The 22,661-nt window shown below is 50.6% G+C and carries 22 protein-coding genes and 1 pseudogene; 14 read left to right on the top strand and 9 right to left on the bottom strand.

The window, feature by feature from the left end; genetic code table 11:
• Complete coding sequence (locus PAEVO_RS23680; RefSeq protein WP_100539971.1) at positions 1–885, bottom strand: carbohydrate ABC transporter permease; 885 nt, start codon at positions 883–885, stop codon at positions 1–3.
• Between the two features lie 30 nt (positions 886–915).
• Positions 916–1,896: an ABC transporter permease gene (locus tag PAEVO_RS23675; protein ID WP_100539970.1), complete on the bottom strand. Its 981-nt coding sequence runs from the start codon at positions 1,894–1,896 to the stop codon at positions 916–918.
• A 379-nt stretch (positions 1,897–2,275) separates the two neighbouring features.
• Between PAEVO_RS23675 and PAEVO_RS23670 the strand changes: the two genes are divergently transcribed.
• Entirely contained in the window at positions 2,276–4,591 is a 2,316-nt protein-coding gene (locus PAEVO_RS23670) for a helix-turn-helix domain-containing protein (protein ID WP_100539969.1), read from the top strand.
• A gap of 576 nt (positions 4,592–5,167) precedes the next feature.
• Here the strand turns inward: PAEVO_RS23670 and PAEVO_RS23665 are convergent.
• From PAEVO_RS23665 to PAEVO_RS23655, 3 genes are all read right to left on the bottom strand, one after another.
• Positions 5,168–5,527 carry a hypothetical protein gene (locus PAEVO_RS23665; RefSeq protein WP_100539968.1) on the bottom strand — a complete coding sequence of 120 codons (360 nt, stop codon included), beginning with the start codon at positions 5,525–5,527 and terminating at the stop codon, positions 5,168–5,170.
• Positions 5,528–5,742: 215 nt separating this feature from the next.
• Positions 5,743–6,483 carry an oxygen-insensitive NADPH nitroreductase gene (gene nfsA, locus PAEVO_RS23660; protein ID WP_100539967.1) on the bottom strand — a complete coding sequence of 247 codons (741 nt, stop codon included), beginning with the start codon at positions 6,481–6,483 and terminating at the stop codon, positions 5,743–5,745.
• 188 nt (positions 6,484–6,671) lie between these two features.
• Entirely contained in the window at positions 6,672–6,875 is a 204-nt protein-coding gene (locus tag PAEVO_RS23655; protein WP_100539966.1) for a cation transporter, read from the bottom strand.
• 298 nt (positions 6,876–7,173) lie between these two features.
• Between PAEVO_RS23655 and PAEVO_RS23650 the strand changes: the two genes are divergently transcribed.
• The 6 genes and pseudogenes from PAEVO_RS23650 to PAEVO_RS34935 form a co-directional block, all read left to right on the top strand.
• Positions 7,174–7,791: a DUF5317 domain-containing protein gene (locus PAEVO_RS23650; RefSeq protein ID WP_100539965.1), complete on the top strand. Its 618-nt coding sequence runs from the start codon at positions 7,174–7,176 to the stop codon at positions 7,789–7,791.
• Positions 7,792–8,059: 268 nt separating this feature from the next.
• Positions 8,060–9,916, top strand: coding sequence for a bifunctional diguanylate cyclase/phosphohydrolase (locus tag PAEVO_RS23645; RefSeq protein WP_100539964.1), 1,857 nt, complete (start codon positions 8,060–8,062; stop codon positions 9,914–9,916).
• A gap of 99 nt (positions 9,917–10,015) precedes the next feature.
• The gene (locus tag PAEVO_RS23640) at positions 10,016–10,246 is read left to right on the top strand and encodes a hypothetical protein (RefSeq protein WP_100539963.1); all 231 of its coding nucleotides are present in this window, start codon (positions 10,016–10,018) and stop codon (positions 10,244–10,246) included.
• A 151-nt stretch (positions 10,247–10,397) separates the two neighbouring features.
• The gene (locus PAEVO_RS23635; protein ID WP_100539962.1) at positions 10,398–11,525 is read left to right on the top strand and encodes an ArnT family glycosyltransferase; all 1,128 of its coding nucleotides are present in this window, start codon (positions 10,398–10,400) and stop codon (positions 11,523–11,525) included.
• 173 nt (positions 11,526–11,698) lie between these two features.
• A complete protein-coding gene (locus PAEVO_RS23630) occupies positions 11,699–12,325 on the top strand; it encodes a phage tail tape measure protein (RefSeq protein ID WP_100539961.1) in 627 nt (208 codons plus the stop codon).
• Positions 12,326–12,470: 145 nt separating this feature from the next.
• Positions 12,471–12,521 (top strand): annotated as a pseudogene (locus PAEVO_RS34935) (hypothetical protein); the annotation flags it as partial.
• Between the two features lie 50 nt (positions 12,522–12,571).
• On the opposite strand, the gene PAEVO_RS34705 reads toward PAEVO_RS34935, so the two are convergent.
• Positions 12,572–12,700, bottom strand: a complete 129-nt coding sequence (locus tag PAEVO_RS34705; RefSeq protein ID WP_279300475.1) for a hypothetical protein — start codon at positions 12,698–12,700, stop codon at positions 12,572–12,574.
• A gap of 167 nt (positions 12,701–12,867) precedes the next feature.
• Between PAEVO_RS34705 and PAEVO_RS23620 the strand changes: the two genes are divergently transcribed.
• Together PAEVO_RS23620 and PAEVO_RS23615 are read left to right on the top strand one after the other, a co-directional pair.
• Positions 12,868–13,368, top strand: coding sequence for a sigma-70 family RNA polymerase sigma factor (locus tag PAEVO_RS23620; protein WP_100539960.1), 501 nt, complete (start codon positions 12,868–12,870; stop codon positions 13,366–13,368).
• The gene (locus PAEVO_RS23615) at positions 13,365–14,612 is read left to right on the top strand and encodes an anti-sigma factor (protein WP_100539959.1); all 1,248 of its coding nucleotides are present in this window, start codon (positions 13,365–13,367) and stop codon (positions 14,610–14,612) included. Before PAEVO_RS23620 ends, PAEVO_RS23615 begins: the two co-directional genes overlap by 4 nt.
• Positions 14,613–14,814: 202 nt before the next feature.
• Here PAEVO_RS23615 and PAEVO_RS23610 read toward each other — a convergent pair whose 3' ends face one another.
• On the bottom strand, positions 14,815–15,009 hold the full coding sequence (locus tag PAEVO_RS23610; protein ID WP_100539958.1) for a hypothetical protein: 195 nt from the start codon (positions 15,007–15,009) through the stop codon (positions 14,815–14,817).
• A gap of 290 nt (positions 15,010–15,299) precedes the next feature.
• Here PAEVO_RS23610 and PAEVO_RS23605 point away from each other — a divergent pair, with 290 nt between their 5' ends.
• The 4 genes from PAEVO_RS23605 (at position 15,300) to PAEVO_RS23590 (ending at position 20,785) form a co-directional block, all read left to right on the top strand.
• Positions 15,300–17,768, top strand: a complete 2,469-nt coding sequence (locus tag PAEVO_RS23605; RefSeq protein ID WP_100539957.1) for a UvrD-helicase domain-containing protein — start codon at positions 15,300–15,302, stop codon at positions 17,766–17,768.
• A gap of 274 nt (positions 17,769–18,042) precedes the next feature.
• Positions 18,043–18,450: a VOC family protein gene (locus PAEVO_RS23600; RefSeq protein WP_100539956.1), complete on the top strand. Its 408-nt coding sequence runs from the start codon at positions 18,043–18,045 to the stop codon at positions 18,448–18,450.
• 246 nt (positions 18,451–18,696) lie between these two features.
• Complete coding sequence (locus PAEVO_RS23595; protein ID WP_100539955.1) at positions 18,697–20,199, top strand: MDR family MFS transporter; 1,503 nt, start codon at positions 18,697–18,699, stop codon at positions 20,197–20,199.
• Positions 20,200–20,203: 4 nt separating this feature from the next.
• Positions 20,204–20,785: a PadR family transcriptional regulator gene (locus tag PAEVO_RS23590; RefSeq protein WP_100539954.1), complete on the top strand. Its 582-nt coding sequence runs from the start codon at positions 20,204–20,206 to the stop codon at positions 20,783–20,785.
• A 107-nt stretch (positions 20,786–20,892) separates the two neighbouring features.
• On the opposite strand, the gene PAEVO_RS23585 is transcribed toward PAEVO_RS23590, so the two are convergent.
• On the bottom strand, positions 20,893–21,717 hold the full coding sequence (locus PAEVO_RS23585) for an aldo/keto reductase (protein WP_100539953.1): 825 nt from the start codon (positions 21,715–21,717) through the stop codon (positions 20,893–20,895).
• Between the two features lie 209 nt (positions 21,718–21,926).
• Here PAEVO_RS23585 and PAEVO_RS23580 point away from each other — a divergent pair, with 209 nt between their 5' ends.
• Positions 21,927–22,118 carry a hypothetical protein gene (locus PAEVO_RS23580; protein WP_100539952.1) on the top strand — a complete coding sequence of 64 codons (192 nt, stop codon included), beginning with the start codon at positions 21,927–21,929 and terminating at the stop codon, positions 22,116–22,118.
• 104 nt (positions 22,119–22,222) lie between these two features.
• Here the strand turns inward: PAEVO_RS23580 and PAEVO_RS23575 are convergent, their stop codons facing one another.
• Complete coding sequence (locus tag PAEVO_RS23575; protein ID WP_100539951.1) at positions 22,223–22,594, bottom strand: hypothetical protein; 372 nt, start codon at positions 22,592–22,594, stop codon at positions 22,223–22,225.
• Between the last annotated feature and the right edge of the window lie 67 nt (positions 22,595–22,661).

Genomic DNA, 22,661 nt, shown 5'->3' with positions numbered 1-22,661 from the left:
TCATTCCTTGACAGAGCCTACCATCGCTCCTTTGGCGAAGTGCTTCTGCAGGAATGGATACACTAACATGATAGGAACGGTTGCAATAACGACCGCCGCCATCTTCAACGTTTCCGTCGGGACGGGCCGGTTCACTTGGAAGGCAAAGCCTCCGCCGCTTCCCGATCCCATTGTCGTCGGATCCACAAGCATATTTTGGAGCAGCACTTGCAGCGGCCACATCTTCTGGTCGTTAATAAACATCAGTGCGTTGAAGTACGTATTCCAATAGCCGACCGCAAAGAACAATCCGAAAGCCACCAGCGCCGGCAGCGACAACGGCAGAATGATTCGCCAGAACACGCCGATATCATTGGAGCCGTCAATCATCGCGGCTTCCTCCAGACTGTCCGGAATGCTGTCGAAGAATCCCTTCATGAGCAGCACATACCATGCGCTGGTCAAGCTGGGCAGGATCAGCGACCAGACGCTGTCAATGAGTCCCACATTTCGGACGACCAGATACAGCGGAACCAGCCCCGGCGTGAAGAGAAAGGTGATTAACACCATAATCATGATCGCCTTGCGAAACCGAAGGCGTTTGCGGGACACCGCGTAAGCCATGCCCCCGGTAACGAGCAGACTGAGCAGCGTGCCGACCGTAGCCAGGAACACGCTCACTGAAATCGAGGTGACAAACAATCCGTTGGAGAGCAAATGCTTATAAGCATCCAGCGTCCAAACCCGCGGCCATAATATCAAGCTTCGTTGATAATACTCCACCGGATCGGTAAACGACAAAATAACGGTATAATAAATCGGAAATATCGTTGCCAAACCGATGATCAGCAGCAGTCCGTTATTCACAAGCCCGAACAGCCTGGTTTTCCATCCTTTCTCATGCATGTCTTACTCCTCCTTGTCTTCGCCCATCCATTAGTACAAGCTTTCTTGACCGTACCGCCTCGCCAACCGGTTGGCCGTGACCACCAGAATGACGCCGACAATCGATTTGAATAATCCGATGGCCGTACTGTAGCTGAACTCTCCCTGCCGAATCCCTACCCGGTATACATAGGTATCGAACACTTCGGCTACATTGGTAACAGGTGCATTCATCATCAGATAAATCTGTTCGAATCCCGTATCCAGAATCGTTCCCAGACGGAGGATCAACAGAATCAGGATCACGTTGCGCATCGCGGGCAGGGTAATATGCCACATCCGTCTCATACGGCCCGCACCGTCCATGACGGCTGCTTCATATAATTGCGGGTCCACTCCCGCGATGGCCGCGAGAAAGATGATGGTTCCCCAGCCGACTTCCTTCCAGATGGATTGTCCCGTCAGCATACCCCAGAAGTAGTTCGGGTTGGAGAGAATATCGATCGTCTCCCAATCCATGGAGATAAGCCACTTATTAAACAAGCCCTCCGATTGCGAAAACATAAGGTAGGTCAGGCCGTAGATCAATACCCAGGATAAAAAGTGGGGGATATACACCAGGGATTGAATGGTCCGCTTATAGAAGGAGCTTCGCACTTCATTCAGCATCAAAGATAAAATGATCGGTGCCGGGAAAAAGAAAATCAAGCTTAGAAAACTGATCGCCAGCGTATTGCGCAGCAGCATCCAGAAATCATCATTGGAGAAAAACCTGGTGAAATGCTCGAACCCAACCCAGGGGCTTCCGAACACTCCAAAGTATGGAGAATACTCCTGGAAGGCAATCACGAGATTCGTAATCGGAATATATTTGAAAATGATAAAAAAGATCAGTCCCGGCAAGGCCAGCACGTACAAATACTTGTCGCGCACAACATCCGACCATATCCGCCCCCACTTCGTTTTGGATTTCACGCTAATGGGGGGGCTCCCGTTTCCTTTTGCCGACTGAACGGTTTCTTGTGCTTTCATCGATACTCCCTCACTTTCAGCCTTGTCATCTCGTTCAACATACCGTTCACGGAATGTAGTCCTAATGTAAACGGTTGCAACATTCCATGCAATTCCACTTTTTTTCCGCCGACTCCAATCCCTTGTCCGTTCGCTGCACAACACAGGGAAATGCTTGGGTCTCTAAGGTATTGAGGAACCTTTCGTTTCCTTGCATTGCACTTTTTTTCCACGGCGAATGAACGTCCGATTCGGTTCATCGCTAACGTTGACCCGACCTCAATTGGGAAGATATGATCTTTTCAACTCATCCACTCTTTCGCTATGATAGTATGTAATCATTTACCGGCTCGTTTCGATCAAGCCTTTGATTTGTTTATGCCAACAGGGGGTTAAAGTAATGAGGCAACAGAATCCTGAATCCGTTTTCAAAGGTATTATGTATTGGAGAAGCATCGCGCTTGCCGTGTTGTTAACATGCCTCCCCATCTCGGCCATAACGGCCGTTTACCTTTATGTGGGCAACCAGCATATGATTAACCAATATCAGCAGCGGAACGAGGAAGCTTTGGTTGACGCAGCGAGACAAGTAGACGAGCAATTCACCCAGTTGGTCCACTACGCCCTCAATATGGTGGTGAAACCCCATTTCAAGCCTTCCTTGTCCGATATGGACTTTGTATCGAATATCGAGGAGACAAACGAGCTGTTCAGTACGCTGAACCTGGTGGAGAATGCCGATCCCCTGGTGGATCAGGTCTATCTCTATATCAAAAAGCAAAATAAAATCATGGAGCCTGATCTCGGGCTGCGGACGCTGAATCAGGAACAGGATGCGTTAAACTTCAACAAGCTCATGGAAGGAGATACGGACATGTTCTGGGTCCATGACCTGGAGCGGCCTTTTAACAAGGACAAATCTTCCCATGCGCTTGTCATGCGACTTCCCTTCAACGGTCATACACCCTACGGCGCGATCGTCATCTATATTGATCCGTCGAAGCTGCACGTCATTCGCAATAGCGAGAATCTCTCGTTCCTGCTGGACGACCATGGTCATGTCATCGGGGAGTCGGGGATGAGCCGCAGCATGCCGAAGGCGATGAGCGCGATTCAGGAGCAGCTGAAGCTTCCCGAGAATGCCCGGAGTACGAATTTGCGGTTGAAGGTTCCGGTCGACCAGGATGTATTGCTGGTGAATACCGTTCAATTCGAAAAGATGCAGCAAAGTTGGACCTATGTTTCAGGCACGCCGCAATCCAAGATCATTGCTCCAACGAAGCCGTACACCCATATCATTCTGATTTGCTTTGCTTTTGCGCTCGCGGCATCATTGGCTGTAAGCTGGTTTGCCTCTAAGAGCATGTATCGTCCTATTCGCAAAATGCTGAATATGATTGGCGGCGATCAGGCCAAACCGAGCTCGCGATACAATGAGCTGGATTATATTGAACACGAGTGGAAGCAGTACCGGTTCTCGCATGATACGCTGCAAAGCCAGTGGAAGCGATCCTTGCCCGCGATCAGGGAGGCTTATATCAATCAATTTTTGAGTGGACAAGCCGCCCACCTGACGGAGCCCGAATACGTGCTCAAGCTGCAGGAGATGGATCTTGACATTACCGATAAGCAGTTCTCGGCCATCGTGCTTCAGCAGCATACCCACGGGGAGGATCGGACGCCGCTGACGGAAAATGACCAGCATCTTCTCACCTATGCCGCTCTGAACGTGATCCAGGAGCTGGCAGAGGACATAAGCGCATATATGCATCCCATCAATTTCTTCGACGGCTCCTTCGGCGTCATCTTGATCGTTCCGGCTTCCCATAAAACCGATGAACAGACGCGTATGATGAGGCAGCTGTGCGATCAGGTCATGCGGGCTTTGCGCGATACACTCCGCATGTCGGCAACCATCGTATTGGGCGGACCAAGCTCAACCTGGACCGATGTTCCCCATATTCTTGAACAGGCCAAGCGGGCGCTGCATTACCGCTCCTTTGACGCGGGCAGTCAGCTGCTGGAAGCAGAAACCGTGCTTTCCCAGAAAAACGACTGGATCGACTTTCCGCTGGAATTGGAGCAGGATTTCATTCACACCTTGAATCTTGGGCTTCAAGGGGATGCGCTGCGCTCCCTAAGCCGCTTCGTAACGGCGCTTCAAGCCGGAGGAGGCTCGGAGTGGCATGTCCACCACGGCCTCATGCGGTTAATTACCAGCGTTCACCGGTCTATGCTGCAGGCTGGCTTGAATCCATACCAGGTGTACGATTTCTCCAATCTGCAGGAACAGCTGTCCCTGCTTCGGGATCCGAAGGCCTGCGTGACCTGGTTCCAGAAAGAAATCATCGAACCCTACCTCGATCAGTTAACCAAGAACTTCAACAGTTCCATGAAATCGCTGGTCGAAAACGTACTGGAGCAAATCGAGCAAAACGGGATGCAAGACCTGTCCCTGGATACCATGGCCATGGAAGCCGGTGTCAGTGTATCCCAGCTGAGCAAAGCGTTTAAGCAGATGACGGGCACGAATTATATAGACTACTTGACCACCGTGCGCATGAACCGCTGCAAAGAACTGCTGCTGACCACCGATCTTCGCATTCACGAGATTGCGGAAGCCGCAGGATATCAGCCTCCCTACTTCAATCGAATGTTCAAGAAGCTGGAAGGGATCACGCCCGGACAATACCGTCAGCAGGGCATCGGCAAATGACTCGGCATGTCATCCTGATCAGCAATCTCCGTATAATAGGGGCAGACTGAAAAAAGGGCTGTCCCTTGGGACAGCCCCGTTTCTGTGTTATGAGTTACGTTCAAGCGTCGTACATGGCGGCACGCTTCCTATGTTATGACTTACGTTCAAGGGTCGTACATGGCGGCACGCTTCCTATGTTATGACTTGCGTTCAAGCGTCGTACATGGCGGCACGCTTCCTATGTTATGACTTACGTTCAAGCGTCGTACATGACGGCACGCTTCCTGTGTTATGACTTACGTTCAAGCGTCGTACATGGCGGCACGCTTCCTATGTTATGACTTACGTTCAAGCGTCGTACATGGCGGCACGCTTCCTATGTTATGACTTACGTTCAAGGGTCGTACATGGCGGCACGCTTCCTGTGTTATGACTTACGTTCAAGCTCGTACATGGCGGCACGCTTAGCGAGTTGCATATTTTAGCGGACTCAGCGGACCTTATTTTGATCAAAAGCACCATTTCTCGAATGGTGACGGACATGAGGTCCGTTATTCACCGAATATGGCCCTTATTTTTCGGATTATACGCTAATTAACGGAACGGGTGTCCGATAGATCGGCAAAAACGAGCCCATAGCGAAAATAACGGATCTGAGGTCCGATCCTGCTGCTGCCAGACCGTAACGCGTTCCGGCTTGCAGCTGGAAGCTACGGCAAACTTTCGGAACACTGCGTCCCCTACGCCACCAATCCCACGCCAGCCGGGCTTGCTACGCGGCCGGACCGTAACGCGTTCCGGCTTGCAGCTGGATGCTACGGCAAACTTTCGGAACACTGCGTCTCCCACGCCACCAATCCCACGCCAGCCGGGCTTGCTTTGCTGCCAGGCCGTAACTCGTTCCGGCTTGCAGCTGGAAGCTACGGCAAACTTTCGGAGCGCTGCGTCTCCCACGCCACCAATCCACGCCAGCCGGGCTTGGTTACGCGGCCGGGCTTGGTTGCGTGCCGGCTTCGGTTACGCGGCCGGTCTTAGTTCCTAGCGCCGTGCCCTCCGGAGTATTCCCCACAGAGCAGCCGTACCCGCTCACTCTATTGATTTACGAGAGTCACCGTACCTGCTCTCTATTGTTTTACGAGAGCAGCCGTACCCGCTTTCTCTATTCATGTCTAACGCCCCATAAACCCCTTCCCCCTCAGGAAGTCCTTCATGTGCAGCCTTACCGGCTCTGCCAGGCGTTTAGCCATAAGCGCCGACCACGGCGTGTTGTTCTTGCCATGGGTGCGTTTGGACAAATAATCGGAAGAGATTTGATCGTAACTCTTCACTTCTTCCAAGGCCGCCGGATCGTAGCTGTCGCGGTGCAAAACAGCCTCCACCGGAAGCCGGGGACGAAGCCCCGGCTCCTGATCCGGGTAGCCCAGGCACATGCCAAATACCGGATAGACCAGCTCCGGCAGTTCCAAAGCCTCGGAGAATTCGGCAATGGAGTTGCGGACCCCACCTATGTACACGATGCCAAGACCAAGCGATTCCGCAGCAATCGCGGCATTCTGCGCAGCCAAAGCGGCATCCACCGTGGCCACGATGAAATTCTCGGTCGAATCTTCATACGTCTCTTGATCAACCGCGTGCGCCTCTGCGCTTTTTTTCAAACGATACAGATCCGCGCACCACACCAGAAATACCGGGGATTCCACAATATACGCCTGATTTCCCGCTAAAGCGGCCAACCGCTGCTTCTTCTCCGGATTGGTAACGGCAATCACGCTGTATGCCTGGACGTTGCTTGAGGTTGATGCCATCTGACCTGCTGCCACAACTGTCCTTAGCTGCTCCTCGGACACGGGCCGATCCGAATATTTACGAATCGATCGATGGTTCATCAGAAGTGATATGGTATCATTCATCGGGTATCCACTCCTTAGGCTCTTAAAGAATTGTTCCATCTATTATGAAACTTCGGCTTGGGCAGTGCAAGCTTAAGTCGGCCAGCCATCGAAGCGCAAAAAAACCGGCTTGCTGTCGATCGCCTTCAGCAGCCGGCTCCTATTTTAGCCAAAACTCGCGGCTTTGGAGTATTCCAGGGAATCTTTCGTTAGGACACGATATCGTAGCCTTGCTCTTCAATCGCTTCTTTCAATGCTTCAAGGGTGACCTTGGTTTCGTCGTATTCGACGGCCACTGTATTGGATGCAAGATCGACTTTACCAGAAGCTCCCGCATTCTTCAGCGCGCCTTCCACCGAGTTCACGCAATGGTTGCAGGACATGCCTTCCACTGTCAATGTCACTTGTTTCATATTGTCGTCCTCCTATCATATAATGTTGTACCATTTAACCTTACTATACCCCCCATAGGTATGTAAAGTTCAAGAATTTGCTCTTTTCTGCAACAGAAACACGAAAAAAGTAGGAAGATTTATCCTTTTAATCTGTTATAATGTACATAATTCATTAGATTCATACAGGAAGGGACAAGCTTTTTATCAGACCCTTACATTTTTTCATAAAATTTGATTTTTGTTGAAGGAATTTCCAATTCGCTGTCGAACTATCTTAATTACAGAGATAATGAACTATGAAAGTAGGAATTCTATCATGGTATTTGACGGCATTATACTCGGGTTAATTGTCGGACTGATACGTGGCGGACTCCGTCATGGACTGCAGCAATTCAGTAAGATTCGTCTGAAGGGCGGCTTAATCTTCCCTATACTCCTGATTGTGCAGCTGCTGATATTCCGCTTTCAAGTGAACTCTGATTGGTTGGCAGCCGCAAGCGGCTACGTCTTTATGTTCATCTATGTTGCCGGCATGATCTTTCTCTGGATGAACCGGGATCAGAAAGGTTTTGGCAGCATCTTGGCAGGTGTCTTTCTGAATTTCCTTGTCATGGCAGTGAACGGTGGCAGAATGCCCGTTTCCATGAGCGCAGCTTCCGTGCTGGATCCCGTTTATGTGGACATGCTAATGGATGCCACAGCTACTACCAAGCACTATCTTATGGACGCTTCTACCCGCCTGTCCCTTCTTGGTGACATCATTCCATTATCTCCACCCTATCCAAGAACGCAGGTAATCAGTATCGGAGATATTATCATGAATATCGGTATATTCCTCTACATTGTCCACTTTATGACTTCCGGGAAGAATACCAATGTTCAAACCTTAATGCGCAAATCCGATACGACTGAACATGCTGAACCGCAAAATTAATCATACATCATACCACCTGGAAAGGAGGGAGAACTATGAAGAAAACTGATAAAATTAAGTATTCCCGCATCGTATTGAATGCGATCATCGTTGCTTCCGTTGTTGTCGCTCTGACTTCCGGATACAGATTGGGATAACATAAACATGTAAAAAAACAGGCTGGAATGCTCAGCCTGTTTTTTTACATCTTTTTCGTTGTTTTGCGACGCAATATATCTTAAAATGTGGAGAATACACACCATGCTTTTTTAATTGAGGAGAAACCGTTATGTCCATATTCAAGCGTCCTAAGATTTCCAGGGAACTTCCGGGACAGCTGTACTTTGTGTTCATTTCACTTATGGGCTGTATAACCTTTCTACTAGTACATCAAGGAGAATTTATATACTACTCTCCTTCACAGTGGGTATGGGTTTATGCAATGTTAGGCGCCGCCCTAATATTAAATTACTTCACCTTCCAGCTGCCGCCTGAGGGTAATTTGCAATCTATGGATTCTTCCGTTTATTTAGCTTGCATATTTATATATGGCGCCCCCTTTGCTCTTTCGGTAATCCTATTCAATACTCTAGCAACAGCACTGTATGACAGGAAGATCCCTTTTTGGAAGCATTTTGTCAACTTCTCCATATATACACTCATGATCGTTGGTTCCTCGCTTGTTTTTAAGGCTGCAGGAGGACAACCGGGCCCCATCATCAATGATCATTTTGGTGCTTATCTTGGCGCCCTGCTCGTCTATTTTATTATTAACGTGTTTCTGCTTGGATTTTATTATTACTTGTTATATCGGGGATCTTTATACGACATTCTGAAGTCCTTCATTAAGGACACCCTGCTCGTGTATTTGAGTACACTCATACTGTCGCTGGTCCTCTCCGTTCTTATCGTACATAACGGCGTATTCGGTCTCACCTTATTCATAGGCCTGAGCGTGATGCTCTCTTATTCCTTTAAACAGCTATTCACGATGTATAACGAAGTACAGGAAAAAGCAATCAAGGATCAACGGACGAGCCTGTATAATCACAGTTATTTTGAAAGCCTGCTGGAAGACGAGATCAAGAAAGCCAAGGCTAATGAGACGCCATTGTCGCTGGCTATGATCGATATCGATGATTTCAAGAAATACAACGATCAATTCGGACACCTGAAAGGGGACATGCTGCTAGGATTTCTCGGCAATTACCTCAAGGTGGAATCCGAAACGGCCGAGGTGGTGGCTTCCCGTTTCGGCGGTGAGGAATTCACGATTCTAATGCCGGGTTACGATGACAATAAGGCCCGTTCCTTCATTAACAGGCTCCGCAAAAAACTGAACGATACCTATTTTGACGGCGTCGAGATTTTCCCCTCCGGGTGTCTCTCCTTCTCTGCCGGCGTTGCGTCCTATCGGATCGATATCCATGACAAGTCACAGCTTGTCGAGCTTGCCGATCAGGCGCTGTACTATGCCAAGAAGCAGGGTAAGAATAATGTGCATGTATACGGGAGCGGCGCCGAAAAGGAATCCGAGATCGACTTCGCGGAAGATGTCCGCGATATTGAGCAGCAGCTGAAGCTGTTCTTGTATAAAGATGTAGATACGTTCAAACACTCCAAACGGGTATTCCGCTATGCCATGGACATCAGCGAAGTGCTCGGGCTTGATAGTGTGGAGCGACGCAATTTTGTACTCGGCGCACTCATTCACGATATCGGCAAGCTGGAGATTCCTTGGGGGATCTTGAACAAACGGGACAAGCTCACGGCCGGCGAATGGGAAACCGTCAAACGACATGTCAGCTGGGGTAAACGCATTGCGGAAACGAACGAGAAATTCAAGGAACTGGTTCCTTATATCGAATTGCACCATGAAAGATATGATGGCGGCGGATATCCGCACGGCTTCAAAGGCAGCCAAATCCCCAAGCTGTGCCGGATGCTGACCATTATCGATTCCTTTGACGCGATGACAACGGAACGGCCTTACCAAAAAACGAAAACCTTCGAGGAGGGAATTGAGGAATTGCTCCGCTGCTCGGGCACGCAATTCGACCCGGAGCTTGTTGAGCTGTTTATCCGTTATTTAAGACTCAAAGCAGAAGCGCAGCAGCAGCCTGCAGCCGGTTCGGAGACGTCTTAATAAGACCTATGCCCCCTCCCGTTATCACCTCTTCATGTTTGATACTTCCCCAAATAAGGTATAAAGGTAGTATCACAACGATAAATGAGGTGAGCAACGGTGGCTGACAAGAAAAAGGATCTACCGCTTCACAACGGTCCCGGCAACATGGATCACCCTGAACAATATCCGACGGAACAAGAAAGCCTGTTCGATATGCACGAGAGCGAGCAGCATGTGGACCCCATTCCGATGGAGGACGCCAGGCTGGAGCGCCAGGAAGAGAAGCAGCGGGACGGGACGTCAAAGAATCGTTCATCCAGTAACGATAAGTATCACAGCGGCTTTTAATAGTGGGCTGACCCTGTCGCTGCAGCTTAACTTGAACTTATGGGCTCCGTTTTGGCGGAGCCTTTTTATTTCATCGTTTTTTCTTTAATATATAAGAGTATGTATGATGATTTGAACCCTAGAGATTATATAAAAGAGTGGAGTGGACCCTTTGTTTTCCATATGGACGTTAAACCGTGTGCAGCGAAGGATGCTGCTGGTACTGATTGCAGCGGTTCTGGTTATGTCATGTCTGCTGGTTCTTACTGGTCTTCATGAACGTTCCCCGAGCATAAGCAGCGTGATTGAAGAACGATATATTCAAAGTGCGGCCATGATCAGCCACCCCGGTGGAGACCTGGAAGTCCATGCCTCCAGCGTCATGCCCGGTGTGCCGCTTATGATTGCCGGACTTACCGCCTTATTCGGAAGCATGGATGCTGCCCTGATTGCCTACCAGCTGCTCCAATGCGTCTTTCATGCAATTTCCGTCTACTTGGTTTTCGTGCTGTCCCGCTACATGTTTAATACGCGAATCGCTTTTCTGTCATGTTTGATTTACGCGCTGTTCTGGCCGGCTTACGGCGCAGTCCGGCTGATCCTGCCGGATACGACCATGCAAACCTTGATGCTGCTTCTGGTTTGCGCCGTCATCGGAGCGCTTGAATTGAAGCAGGCTGGCTGGTACGCGGCTGCCGGCGCGCTTACGGCGCTTATGGCTTGCTACAACCTTCAGGCGCTGCTGTACCCTGTACTGTTCATTCCCTTTTGGATCAAGTACCGCAGTCCGGTCAAAATCGTAACCGGCGGGCTCGTTCTTATTAGCGCGGGTTATTTGCTCATCTTGTCTCCATGGTGGCTGAACATCCCGCTGTTCAATCGTTTGATGTATATGTCCGGTCCGTGGAACCTTGCCTCGCTGTGGCTGGAATCGAGATACATCGAAGGCAACCCTCTGGTTCATCTCTTCCGGAGCATATTTGCCGGCCGTACCTCCAAATATGCAGCAGCGATCGGAAATGAGGAGGCAAGAAAGGTCGTACAATCCGCATTGGACGCCGTCCGTCTCGTCATGCTGTTTGCCGGGGTTGCCGGCGTTATCTGGTCGGTTTGGAAATATCGTCTGAAACGGCAGCTCCCGGTGCTGCTGACCCTACTGTATTTTATTGCCGCCGAATGGTTGGTTCCCAGCCTGGACGGTACCGGATTTCCTTATTCGGTCTTCCTGCTCCTCTACGCTGCTTTTCTCACGGACAAAGCGATTATCTATGCACATAAGACCCGCCTGCTTCGTAAGTAAGCTTCAACGCGAAGTCTATCATTCCATCATCATGAGCCTTCTGCGCCTGAAAGCACTTTGATCCGTGCCTTCAGGCGTTTTTTCATATTTATCCAGAACCTTTCAGGCTGATGAAACGTCTATAATATAACTTCGTTTTCATATATCCCAGCCAAGAGAGGTGTCAGGTAGGTATGAAAATAAACCGTAAATATATCACCATTCTCAGCATCGCTGTGGCAAGCGTCCTGACGGTAAGCATCATACTATTCTTTACGGATGCTTCGCATCGCTCGGGCCAGAATGACCGCATGAACGACACTATGAACGGACAGGCGCTGATTCAAGTCGGTTCCACCTACATCACGCATACCAATTTAACTGCCTATAAGAATAACCTCGCGCATAGCACCGCGCCCCTTCCTGATGACTCCACGCTTCTTAAAGAAATGGCAACAAAGGAATTGATGCTTCAATTGGCCGACGAACAAGGCGTCGCGGCGAGTCTGGAGGATGGAATTCAAAGGGCCAACGCGCTTCGGCAAACGCTCCAGACCCAGCCGCGACAGGTGCAAGAACAGCACCTGCGCATACTGGATACGATGGGCATCAGCGAAGATCAGTACTGGGAAGACTACTCTCCGCCGGAATATCGGGATATGTTATCGATCGAACGATTAGTGAATAAACTGACGACGGATATGAAGACAAACCAGCCTGACGTCATAACCAGCACACAGCAACTGAAGGATGAACTGCTGCACACCGCGTTGGATGAACAGCGGATTATCGTGTTGGATCCAGATATTCAATTGAGGTAACGCCGAATTGGTATATAATGGTGTAAAAGTCTACCGCCATGGGAGGATAATATGAAAAAACGTTTCTTGTCGGCGTGGCGGTGACAGCCGGCACGGCCGTTGGCGCTGCTGCTGTTTTCTAAAAGCCGTACCGTCCCATTCCAAAATCCTGGTCAACGGATCGGAAGCCAAGCTGTCCGAGTCCCCCGTTGTCATTCAGAACAAGCTCTACGTCCCCTTGCGGGACTTCTCGGAAGCGCTTGAATATCAGATCGGCTCTGTCGGTGCCGATGCGATCGGGATGATTCCCAAATCCTTGAATGGAGAGGCAACAGCATACATAAACAAGAACAGCAAGTGATTTCCGAATGCTGCACGGCGCGTGAGCCCCACCATTTACCGCATTCCCCCTTTCGATGCAGCACTTCATATTCTATCGGAAGCCCGCTCACCTGGCGGGCTTTTACTTTTGCGGTTTTCGGGCTAAAACCCAGTACCATGTTTCACAGCCTAACTGTAACTTTATGCCCTGGTTATACGTGTTATTACATAGAGGGGAGGCCATGAAACTGAACAGTCTGGAATCGATTTATCAATATTATGTGAAAGACGTTTATCGTTACTTATACTCCCTCTCTTACGATCACCATACGGCCGAAGACATGGTACAGGAAACCTTTTACCGGGCATATCTGTATCTCGAGGATTGGAAGGAAGAACGAATCAAGCCATGGCTATTTCGGGTTGCCCATAACGCTTATGTGGATTATCAGCGCAAAGCGAGCCGAAGCATCGTCAAGGATGCTGTTTTTTTCGAGCAGATGGTTGACCGGAACACCCCGGAGAATGCGCTGCTCCAGCAAGAAGTCCAAAGAGAAATCGGACAGATGTTAACCGATATTCCGGAGAAGCAGCGGCAAGCGGTGCTTCTGGTGGATTTTCATCAGTTCTCATACCAGGAGGCGGCGGATATTATGGGCATCACCTTATCCCATATCAAAATCACGTTATTTCGGGCCAGGCAGCGGCTGCGGGACATGAAACGAAAGGACGGAACGTTATGAGCGAAGAATTCAAGCAGCGGCTGAAGGATTATGCGGATGGCAAGCTGACTGACGAGGAAAAAAACGAAATCGAACGGGAAATGGAGAAGCTGGAGGAATACCAGACTTACGTGAACGAAATGATGGATAGCGAACGTTCGAGCGATGTCAGACCCCCGCATGCCGCTGACGATCAGACCGGCCTTTCGCCCAAGAGAGAAAAGCGAATCGTACGCCGGGGCAAATGGCGAGCTCGGATCTCTAATACGATGACCGTGATTTCGGCGTTTCTGGCTATATTGGTCATCAGCTCGATCATTACGGCGCTGTTTTACGGGGTCGGCGATCCCAGCCGCAACGATAAATACCGGGATGCCATTGCTTCCGCCATCTCAATCTCAAAACCTAATATCGACGTTCGTCTAAACAGTCAGGTCAGAACTTTCTTCCGTCAGGAAGTGTACGGGGACATGGACAAACAGGTGGGGAGCGAACGAGTAACTATCGGCGAATACACCGTCAACTTCCTGTTCGGGCTTCCCACCGTCGATGTGAATTGGAATAATGGCAGCTCGGGTTCATCGCAGATTTTCTACCGTCCGAATAGTCAACCGGAGACTTCGTCTGCGAACCCGGAGAAAGCTCGTAAAGAACAGTCAAAAGAACAACCGGATTCCTCTTCCGCCAAGAGCGGGGACTGGGCCAGGCTTGAAAAGCTCCCCGAGGGTACCGTGGCCGAGGCTTATGTATCGTTTAACCGCTTCTTCACGACCGACGAGCTGCTGAAGCAGTTCGAGAACCGGAATATGGAGGCCGTCTGGTTTGCCGTAGATACCGGACCGGATGAACGATTCGGCGGCGGAGACGATGTGATCTCCAATCCTGTCGGCTTTCCGTCTTATCCCGTCTGGCATCATGATGATTTGACGATTACCTCCTATAAGGAAGAAAAACGCGGTTGGTTTGGCAAAATCGTGTCCAGCGGCGGACATTACCCTTCAATAGAAACCTATGGAGACGGGGAACTGCGGAATGAACACTTCATCAAATCGCTGCGGCTGCTGCAAGAGTATGACCTGATTGCCAACGGGGTGGCTCCGTTTGTTGACGTAGATGCTTCGTTAGCTTACGTGGAACAAAACGGCGTTCGTCTTTATGGTGCCGTCATTACCGGCCCTGTTAAGGAGCTGTTGACCCTGCGTGAGGTATCCTGGGTCCGCGACCTGCGGGTCGGAGAAGTGCGGCTGTGGAACTGGACCGAGTGATGGTCTTCTGGCGAATGCCGTATACTTCAACAGGCTTGCTGACATAAATAATGTCAACAGCCATCCAGGCCTCCCCCCGACCACGCACCTTGCACCACAGGGAGCCGTGCACACGATGTGGCAAATCACATAAAGGCAACAGCTATCCCGGACTCCCCTATTTTGAGCCCGGGATTTTTGTTATTCATATAAATGATTCAGGTCATGAATGATCTGCGCTGCCTGCGCTTGCCTCATGTGACCATAACTCCATTTGCTGCTTCCTCTCCCGCTCCTCCCGGATTCGGCGGTCCCTCTCCATCGCTTCAGCCATATAGTCTCGCGGCTTCAGCTTCCCGTTGATGTTCAGCAAAATGCCTATCATAATGAGCTGCAAAATAGCAATAACAACCAGCATAAGAGTCCTCCTTGAACATGGTCTGTTCTTTTTTTTGCTCTTCTAAAAGCATTCCTAAATGATATAACACTTTCCCCGGGTGTAAAGTTGGTTCGTATCCATGGGTTGGGCTGACAGATGTGTCGGAACAAATCAGCTCAATTCTGGCGTGCGCCTCTGAAATTCACATCATGAATTCATAAGTGTTCGCATCCCGGGGTTCATATCCATATCCTGCGCTTTGCCAGACTTCCGAGAATCCGGTAAACTGGTAGAACGATAACCGAAATACGAAATGATTGGTGAATTTCATGACATCCATACCCTTTTATAAACGCCCATACGGCGGTGAGCGTCAGGATATTCCGTTTGCCAAGCTGGCTACCTTCGAGAACAGCCAGGACCTGATCAGCAATGACGCGCCGGATGCGGCTTTTTTTCGCGGCTTGGAATCACAGGGGCTGCTGCTTAATCGCGCCCAAATTCAGGCTGTACGACATACGCAAGGACCGCTGCTTACGCTTGCAGGCGCGGGTTCCGGGAAGACCTCCGTGCTGGTCAGCCGGACAGGCTACCTCATTGCGGCCAAGAAGATCGATCCGTCTTCCATCCTGCTTGTCACCTTCTCATCCAAGGCGGCAGCCGAGATGAAGGAACGCATCATGGCGCTTCCCGGCTTACGGGCTAGCGAAACCGCCAAAGTAACGGCAAGAACCTTCCACTCTTTCTTCTTATACTTGCTGCGCACCCGCGGCTACAGGCAGGAAATCCTGAGCAGCGCCAGACATCAGCAATTTATTATGAAGCGGATCCTGCGGGAAATGGGCTTGCAGGATAGCTACGAAGCCGAGACGCTGCTATCGCTCTGGTCGGCCCATCGAATGAGTATGACCGGACTTGACGAGCTGCCTGTCAAAACACCTGCGGAAGTGGAGCAAAGGCAAATCTTCGCCCGTTATGAAGCGTGGAAGCAAGACCACGGCCAGATGGATTTCGATGATATTCTGGTCATGTCCCACCGTCTGCTGTCTCAGGATCCCGGATTGCTGGCCTCCCTTCAAAGGCGGTACCGTTATGTGATGGTCGACGAGTTTCAGGATACGGGACTGCTGCCCTATGAGCTGCTGAAGAAGATGGTCGCCCCGCATCGCAACCTGATGGTTGTCGGTGACGATGACCAGACCATATATGGCTTCAACGGGGCGCGTAACGAATTCATTCTCGAATTCGACCAGACGTTTCCCGGGGCCAAGGTGGTGACATTGGATATCAATTATCGTTCCCTCTCCTCGATTGTCGGGCTGGGGAATGAAATAATCCGCGTCAATGAACGCCGCCGTCCCAAACAGCTGCGGTCTACCCGCAAGAGCAGCAGTGTACCGCTATACCTTCGTCCAGGCGATCCCGACCAAGAAGCGGAGCTGCTGCTGACCCATATTACCGAACAGGTCCGGGAGCACGGAAAGCAGTACCGCGATCATGCGATTCTGTACCGAACCGCGAACAACAGCCGAGCTATTTTCGAACAGCTCGTGATGCGGGAGATTCCGTTCATTCATTACGAAAATGGAGATCTGTTCTACGAGCAGTGGATTGTCAAACCGCTCATGGACCATCTGCGGCTGTCGCTGGACCGGCGGAATTTCACGGCAATGGAGGGCATGCTCCATACGCTGTACATGAACCGGGACAAAGGCATGGCTTTCATCCGGCAGCAGGATGCTCCGCGTCCCAAGAAGGGCCCTCTATCTCATCTTCTATCCTTTCCTGGCCTGAAGGATTTCCAGGTCGAGAATATTAGAGATCGCACAAAGCTCATTAAGGGAATAAAGGCGATGGAGCCCCTTCAGGCTATACAGGAGATGAGACGGCAATTCTATGACAAGTTTCTGGAAGCAGACGAGCGGCAGGAGATCACCCTCCATAAGGAGTTCATACAGGAAGGCCTGGATGAGTTGGAGGCTTCGGCGAAGCGCTTTGGCAATATAGCTGAGTTCGTCGAATTTGTTGATCGACTGATCATCATTCATAAGGAAATGGCGGCTATGAAACGGGACGAGCAGGCCGATGCCGTCCGGTTAATGACGATCCATAAATCCAAAGGGCTGGAGTTTCCCTCGGTATGCCTGATCGGGGCAAGCGAGGGCATTCTGCCGCATACGTCCGCTTTGGACGCCGAGCGCAGGGACGATCAGCGTCCGCTGTCGGACAAAGAGGATAAGGCACTGGATGCGCTGGAAGAGGAGCGCAGATTAGCTTATGTCGCTATCACGAGGGCACGGGATGAACTGATTGTCAGTTCGCCGGGCTTTTATCGGGGGCGAAAAGCGGAGGTTTCCCGCTTCTTCCGCGATGTGTTTGTCACGGACGAGCAAAGCAAACAAGGCAACAGCATACAAAGCAAGGGCGGCGGGTCGACGGCCCGCTCGTCGTTTACGCCAAAACGCACAATCCGCATAGAGACCCCTACCTCAGCCTCAACCTCAGCCAAGCGCTCATCCCTGCCTTCATCTGCTGGGCGGGCAACGGTGAGCGCAGCCAGTCAGAGGAGCCAACCCATCGGTACAGGCTCCTCTCCCAGCTCACAGCATCAGGCTGCACCCGCTGCGACGGAGATCGTCGACGTGTGGTTATGCACCAGCGCCAATTGCAAAGGCTGGCAGCGAGTCAACCAGAGAATCCCTGCTGGTACACGGGATCGGGAGAGCAAGGCCTGTCCTTTATGCCAGTCGCCTATGAAACATGGGCGTAAAGAAGTTCCGGTGCATCAGAGGCGTTAGGGACCAGTAGTTCCTGGAATTACCGAAAATCATGACATCGATCATTTTTCTGCAATCATGAATTCGTATCCTAGTAGATTGCTATCCAATATACAAATAAGGACCGACCCTTTTCGTTCTTCATCGAACGTATCAGGTCGGTCCTTTTACTCTTCATTGTTTTATTACCCCGATTTTGTAAATATATATGGAAGCGTATACAGAATAAGCTACAATAGACTTATGAATACGTCTGATCCTTAAGCTTCAATACATACCAAGGAGGAATGCCGTCATGATTAAAGGTATCGCCCATCTAGCGTTCGATGTCGCCGATATGGAGAAGTCTCTGCATTTTTACTGTGATATTCTTGGATTCACCCGTGCTTTTGATATTCCTAACGATCAGGGCGAGCCCTGGATCGAATACATTAAGGTGCGTGAAGGACAGTTTATCGAATTGTTTTACGGTGGGCAAAAGAAACCGGAGCAAGTGGAGCGGCCCATCGGATTCTCCCATCTCTGCCTCGAGGTGGAACATATCGAGCGTATCGCCGAGCATCTCCGCAATCAGGGTGTGAAGCTGGATGTCCCGCCGGTCCAAGGAAAAGACTTCAACTGGCAGTGCTGGGCAAGGGATCCGGACGGCAACCGGATCGAATTCATGCAGTTGGATCCCAAATCGCCGCAGATGAACAGTTAGAGCCTTAATTGGCACAGCTAGCAGCGCGTTTGGCGCGAAGGCTTTCCGGCAGCTGACTCTTTATGATCGCAAGGTCATCCCGTAAGCTTTGGGTTGGCCTTGTTTTTTCTTGTCCAGAATGTAGAGAAAGGCTGTGTCATTAAACATCTTGCCAACATCTGTTAATCCGGCTACAATATAACCACCGAATTATTCAAATTTGAATAATATGTACATAGTTGAATATGGAAAAGGAGTATCCTTAACATGAATGCACAACAAAGCAACATCAAATTGGTTGTGGCTGGTCTGCTGCTCGGCATTTTCATGGCCGCCATCGATAACACGATTGTAGCGACCGCGTTATCGACGATTATCCGCGATCTCCAGGGCTTCGACCAAGTCGTCTGGGTAACCTCGATCTACATGGTTGCCGTTATGGCCGGCACGCCGATCTTCGGCAAGCTGTCCGATATGTACGGACGGAAGCGGTTCTTTATATTCGGGCTGGTTGTCTTCCTGATTGGTTCCGCCCTCTGCGGGATGGCAAACAACATGACAGAGCTTATTATTTACCGGGCGATTCAAGGAATCGGCGGCGGTGCTCTTATGCCGATTGCGTTTACCATCGTCTTTGACCTCTTCCCGCCGGAGAAGCGCGGTAAAATGACGGGATTGCTCGGTGCCGTATTCGGTACCTCCAGCATTATGGGACCGCTGCTGGGTGCTTTTATTACCGACAGCATCGGCTGGGAATGGATATTCTATGTCAATGTTCCGATCGGGATCGTATCCTTTATCTTCATCATGACTTCCTACAAGGAGTCCCGTTCCCATGCCAAGCAAAAGATTGACTGGACGGGGGCTGCAACGCTTGTAGGCGCGATCATCTGCCTGATGTTCGGTCTGGAGCTGGGCGGGCAAACCTATCCATGGGATTCACCGCAAATTCTGGGCTTGTTCGGGGGATTCATTGCTTTGTTTATCGTGTTTCTATTCGCAGAGACCCGAGCAGCCGAACCTATTATTTCGTTCCAAATGTTCCGTAAACGCCTGTTTGCTTCGAGCAATATCGTTGCATTGTTCTATGGAGCAACCTTTATCGTGGCAACCATCTACATTCCGATTTTTGTGAGCGGAGTGTACGGTGGATCGGCAACCAATTCGGGCCTCATTCTGATGCCGATGATGCTCGGCAGCGTATTCGGCAGCCAAGGCGGCGGTATGCTGACGACCCGGACTTCGTTTAGAAACATCATGATTCTGTCCGTCTTGTGCTTTATCACTGGCATTTTCTGCCTGAGCACGATCAGCCCGGATACGCCGCGCTACCTGTTAACGCTCTTCATGGTCCTGACCGGCTTTGGCGTCGGGTTCTCGTTCTCCACGCTCAGCATGGCCTCCATCCATAACTTTGATGCCAGACAGCGCGGCGCGGCAACATCGACGAACTCCTTCCTTCGCTCCTTCGGCATGACGGTGGGGATTACGATCTTCGGGATCATCCAGCGCAACGGCCTGAACAACCGGCTCGCGGAAGCCGGAGGAAACGCGCCGGCCGGTGCCGAGTTAAATGCGGATGCCGTCCTTTCACCAGAAGTGATGGGGCAGCTCCCGCCGAACGTGCGTGAACAGATCACGGCTTCCTTGGCGGATTCCATTGCGAATACGTTCTTGTGGGCGCTTGTGCCGGCGGTGCTGGCTCTGGTGTTCGTGCTCATGATGGGCAACGAACGGGTGACCGTTCCTGCCAAGGCCAAGGGAGCCTAATGGCATGTCAATGAAGCTGGCCATCCTGGGCTTGCTGCTGGAAGGAGACCATCATCCGTACGAGATCCGGATCAAGATGAAGGATCGCGGCATGGATCAGTATACGAAGCTCCAGATGGGCTCTCTCTATTACGCGGTAGACCGGCTTGCCGAGGACGGATATATTGAAGCAGTGGAAACCATACAGAGCGATAGCCGCCCGGACAAAACCATCTACCGGATCACGGATGCCGGACGAAAGCTTTTTGAGCAGCTGCTGCTCAAAAAATTCAGGGACATCGAGCCCGTGCACCACCCGCTCTATATTGCGCTGCCGTTCTCGCGACACGCGGACCCGGCCGTTCTGGCCCCGATCCTGCAGTCCCGTATCCGGGAGGCAGAGCATCGGGTGAACCAGGCATATCAATTATACGTGGAACACCAACATATCGTACCCCGCAGCGCCCAGCATCTGATGATCGGGATGTATGAACATGCCAAGACCGACCTGAACTGGCTGAAAAGATTGCACGAAGATCTAGTACAGGGAAAGCTCGGTACGATTGGTGAACCTTTGTTTCCGGAGGATGGACCCGAAGAAAGATAACGGTAAGAGCCCTCCATCCTGATAATGAAATCTCTGAATGCGTAAAAAAAGAGCGGGCACTTCCCTCATTCCGGGCTGTGCTCGCTCTTTTTATAGGGAAACGAAATTTAGAACAGGACTTCATCCGGATTGGAGCCAAAACGTTTGTTTTGGTTCAAGCCGTCAATAGCTGCCATATCCTCCGCCGAAAGCTCAAAATCGAAGATGCCTGCATTTTCGCGAATACGATGCTCTTTAATCGATTTCGGAATGACGATGACACCGTTTTGAATATCCCAGCGCAGAATGACTTGCGCCGTGGTTTTTCCGTATTTCTCCGCGATTTGCGCGAGCACCGGTTGATCAAGATTGCCCTGCATCAACGGACTCCACGCCTCCAGGACGATACGGTTCTCACGTGCATACCCCAGCAGCTCCTTCTGGGAGAGCAGCGGATGCAATTCGACTTGGTTGACAACCGGTACGACACCGGTTTCCTCGATGATATGCTGCAGGTGGCGAATCTGGAAGTTGCTGACGCCGATGGAACGAACGAGTCCTTCTTTTTGCAGATAAATCAATGCTTTCCACGTGTCGAGGTATTTATCTTTTCCCGGCCAGTGCACGAGATACAAATCAACGATATCCAGCCCGAGCTTCTTGCGGCTCGTCTCAAACGCTTGCAGCGTCTTCTCATACCCCTGGTCATCGTTCCACACCTTGGTGGTGATGAACAGCTCGTCCCGCGAAACTCCGGATTCGCGAATGGCTTGCCCTACGCCCTCTTCATTGCCGTAGATGGCAGCAGTATCAATGCTGCGGTACCCTGCAGCGATTGCTGATTTTACGGACTGAATAACCTCTTCGCCTTCTTTGGTCTTCCATACGCCAAGGCCCAGCCATGGCATTTTTACGCCGTCATTCAAAGTAGGTCCATCGGTTTGATTGGCCATTCTGAAATCCCTCCTGTTTATGTAATGCAGCGGTTGTAAAGCCGCTTTCTCCAGTATATCAAAATCCCAGTATCCCGCTCAACGTTAGACTACTTAACAAGGTTGCTTTCATTTTTTAACTACTTTTAACCGGGGTTTAAACTTCGTCCGTTACAATGGAATCTATCTTATACACCATTAGCAGCTTAAACAGGAGGATTCACAAACACATGGAAACCGTTACGCTCATCGTTGCGATCACCGCACTCGCTCTCATCCTCATTCTATTCATCGGTAATATCATCAACAACGGACTCTCCGCCGCCTTCAACCTGAACATCCGTGCCAAAAAGTACGCCGTGGTGCTGTTAATCATGTACGCGGTGTCGATCAGCGGCTTTGTCCTTCTCACCCGGTGGTGATCCGTCTCCAATAGAAAAAGGGCCGTCCCTGTCAGAGGTATGTCGCCTCCGGGTTCAGCCCTTCATCCCTATCACTCCATATGCAAAAGCAATGCGCCGCGAGTCTAGTACTTGCGTCTAAAAATACCGAAGCTCAGCAGTCCGCATGACGCCAAGAACAGATACGGCCCCGCGGCCGCCCCTCTTATCGTCTGGCCAAAGAATTCTACGGTCTTGGATGACACGTACATCATCGTCAAAAAAATTGCGACCAGCGCAAAGGCGTATGCTATGATTTTATTCATCTTTTTCTCGCGAACCACTTTCAAAAATGGATAGATGAAACATACGATAAAAAACACGCCGCCCTGCAAAAAACCATTCTCTGCAGCCACGCCGATATCCAGCCATTTAAAAAAGAAAGAGGCCATCGCTAAACAGGTGGCTATAAAAATCAACTTGCTCCCCAGATCCCACTGCTTGAACCGAAATTTCATCCATGTACACTCCCCTAGTGTCAATCGCCCGGATGCCATAACATCCTTTAAACAAACTTAGGGTTCA

Source organism: Paenibacillus sp. GM2FR (assembly GCF_002803325.1).
Lineage (GTDB): Bacteria > Bacillota > Bacilli > Paenibacillales > Paenibacillaceae > Paenibacillus_AQ > Paenibacillus_AQ lautus.
This window is presented reverse-complemented; position numbering and strand designations above follow the sequence as displayed.

What these genes read in the sequence shown, in the direction of transcription:
- PAEVO_RS23680 (WP_100539971.1), bottom strand. Translation starts at nt 885, where the DNA reads ATGCATGAGAAAGGATGGAAAACCAGGCTGTTCGGGCTTGTGAATAAC.
- PAEVO_RS23675 (WP_100539970.1), bottom strand. Translation starts at nt 1,896, where the DNA reads ATGAAAGCACAAGAAACCGTTCAGTCGGCAAAAGGAAACGGGAGCCCC.
- PAEVO_RS23670 (WP_100539969.1), top strand. Translation starts at nt 2,276, where the DNA reads ATGAGGCAACAGAATCCTGAATCCGTTTTCAAAGGTATTATGTATTGG.
- nfsA (WP_100539967.1), bottom strand. Translation starts at nt 6,483, where the DNA reads ATGAATGATACCATATCACTTCTGATGAACCATCGATCGATTCGTAAA.
- PAEVO_RS23655 (WP_100539966.1), bottom strand. Translation starts at nt 6,875, where the DNA reads ATGAAACAAGTGACATTGACAGTGGAAGGCATGTCCTGCAACCATTGC.
- PAEVO_RS23650 (WP_100539965.1), top strand. Translation starts at nt 7,174, where the DNA reads ATGGTATTTGACGGCATTATACTCGGGTTAATTGTCGGACTGATACGT.
- PAEVO_RS23645 (WP_100539964.1), top strand. Translation starts at nt 8,060, where the DNA reads ATGTCCATATTCAAGCGTCCTAAGATTTCCAGGGAACTTCCGGGACAG.
- PAEVO_RS23630 (WP_100539961.1), top strand. Translation starts at nt 11,699, where the DNA reads ATGAAAATAAACCGTAAATATATCACCATTCTCAGCATCGCTGTGGCA.
- PAEVO_RS34705 (WP_279300475.1), bottom strand. Translation starts at nt 12,700, where the DNA reads ATGGTGGGGCTCACGCGCCGTGCAGCATTCGGAAATCACTTGCTGTTC.
- PAEVO_RS23620 (WP_100539960.1), top strand. Translation starts at nt 12,868, where the DNA reads ATGAAACTGAACAGTCTGGAATCGATTTATCAATATTATGTGAAAGAC.
- PAEVO_RS23615 (WP_100539959.1), top strand. Translation starts at nt 13,365, where the DNA reads ATGAGCGAAGAATTCAAGCAGCGGCTGAAGGATTATGCGGATGGCAAG.
- PAEVO_RS23610 (WP_100539958.1), bottom strand. Translation starts at nt 15,009, where the DNA reads ATGCTGGTTGTTATTGCTATTTTGCAGCTCATTATGATAGGCATTTTG.
- PAEVO_RS23605 (WP_100539957.1), top strand. Translation starts at nt 15,300, where the DNA reads ATGACATCCATACCCTTTTATAAACGCCCATACGGCGGTGAGCGTCAG.
- PAEVO_RS23600 (WP_100539956.1), top strand. Translation starts at nt 18,043, where the DNA reads ATGATTAAAGGTATCGCCCATCTAGCGTTCGATGTCGCCGATATGGAG.
- PAEVO_RS23595 (WP_100539955.1), top strand. Translation starts at nt 18,697, where the DNA reads ATGAATGCACAACAAAGCAACATCAAATTGGTTGTGGCTGGTCTGCTG.
- PAEVO_RS23590 (WP_100539954.1), top strand. Translation starts at nt 20,204, where the DNA reads ATGTCAATGAAGCTGGCCATCCTGGGCTTGCTGCTGGAAGGAGACCAT.
- PAEVO_RS23585 (WP_100539953.1), bottom strand. Translation starts at nt 21,717, where the DNA reads ATGGCCAATCAAACCGATGGACCTACTTTGAATGACGGCGTAAAAATG.
- PAEVO_RS23580 (WP_100539952.1), top strand. Translation starts at nt 21,927, where the DNA reads ATGGAAACCGTTACGCTCATCGTTGCGATCACCGCACTCGCTCTCATC.
- PAEVO_RS23575 (WP_100539951.1), bottom strand. Translation starts at nt 22,594, where the DNA reads ATGAAATTTCGGTTCAAGCAGTGGGATCTGGGGAGCAAGTTGATTTTT.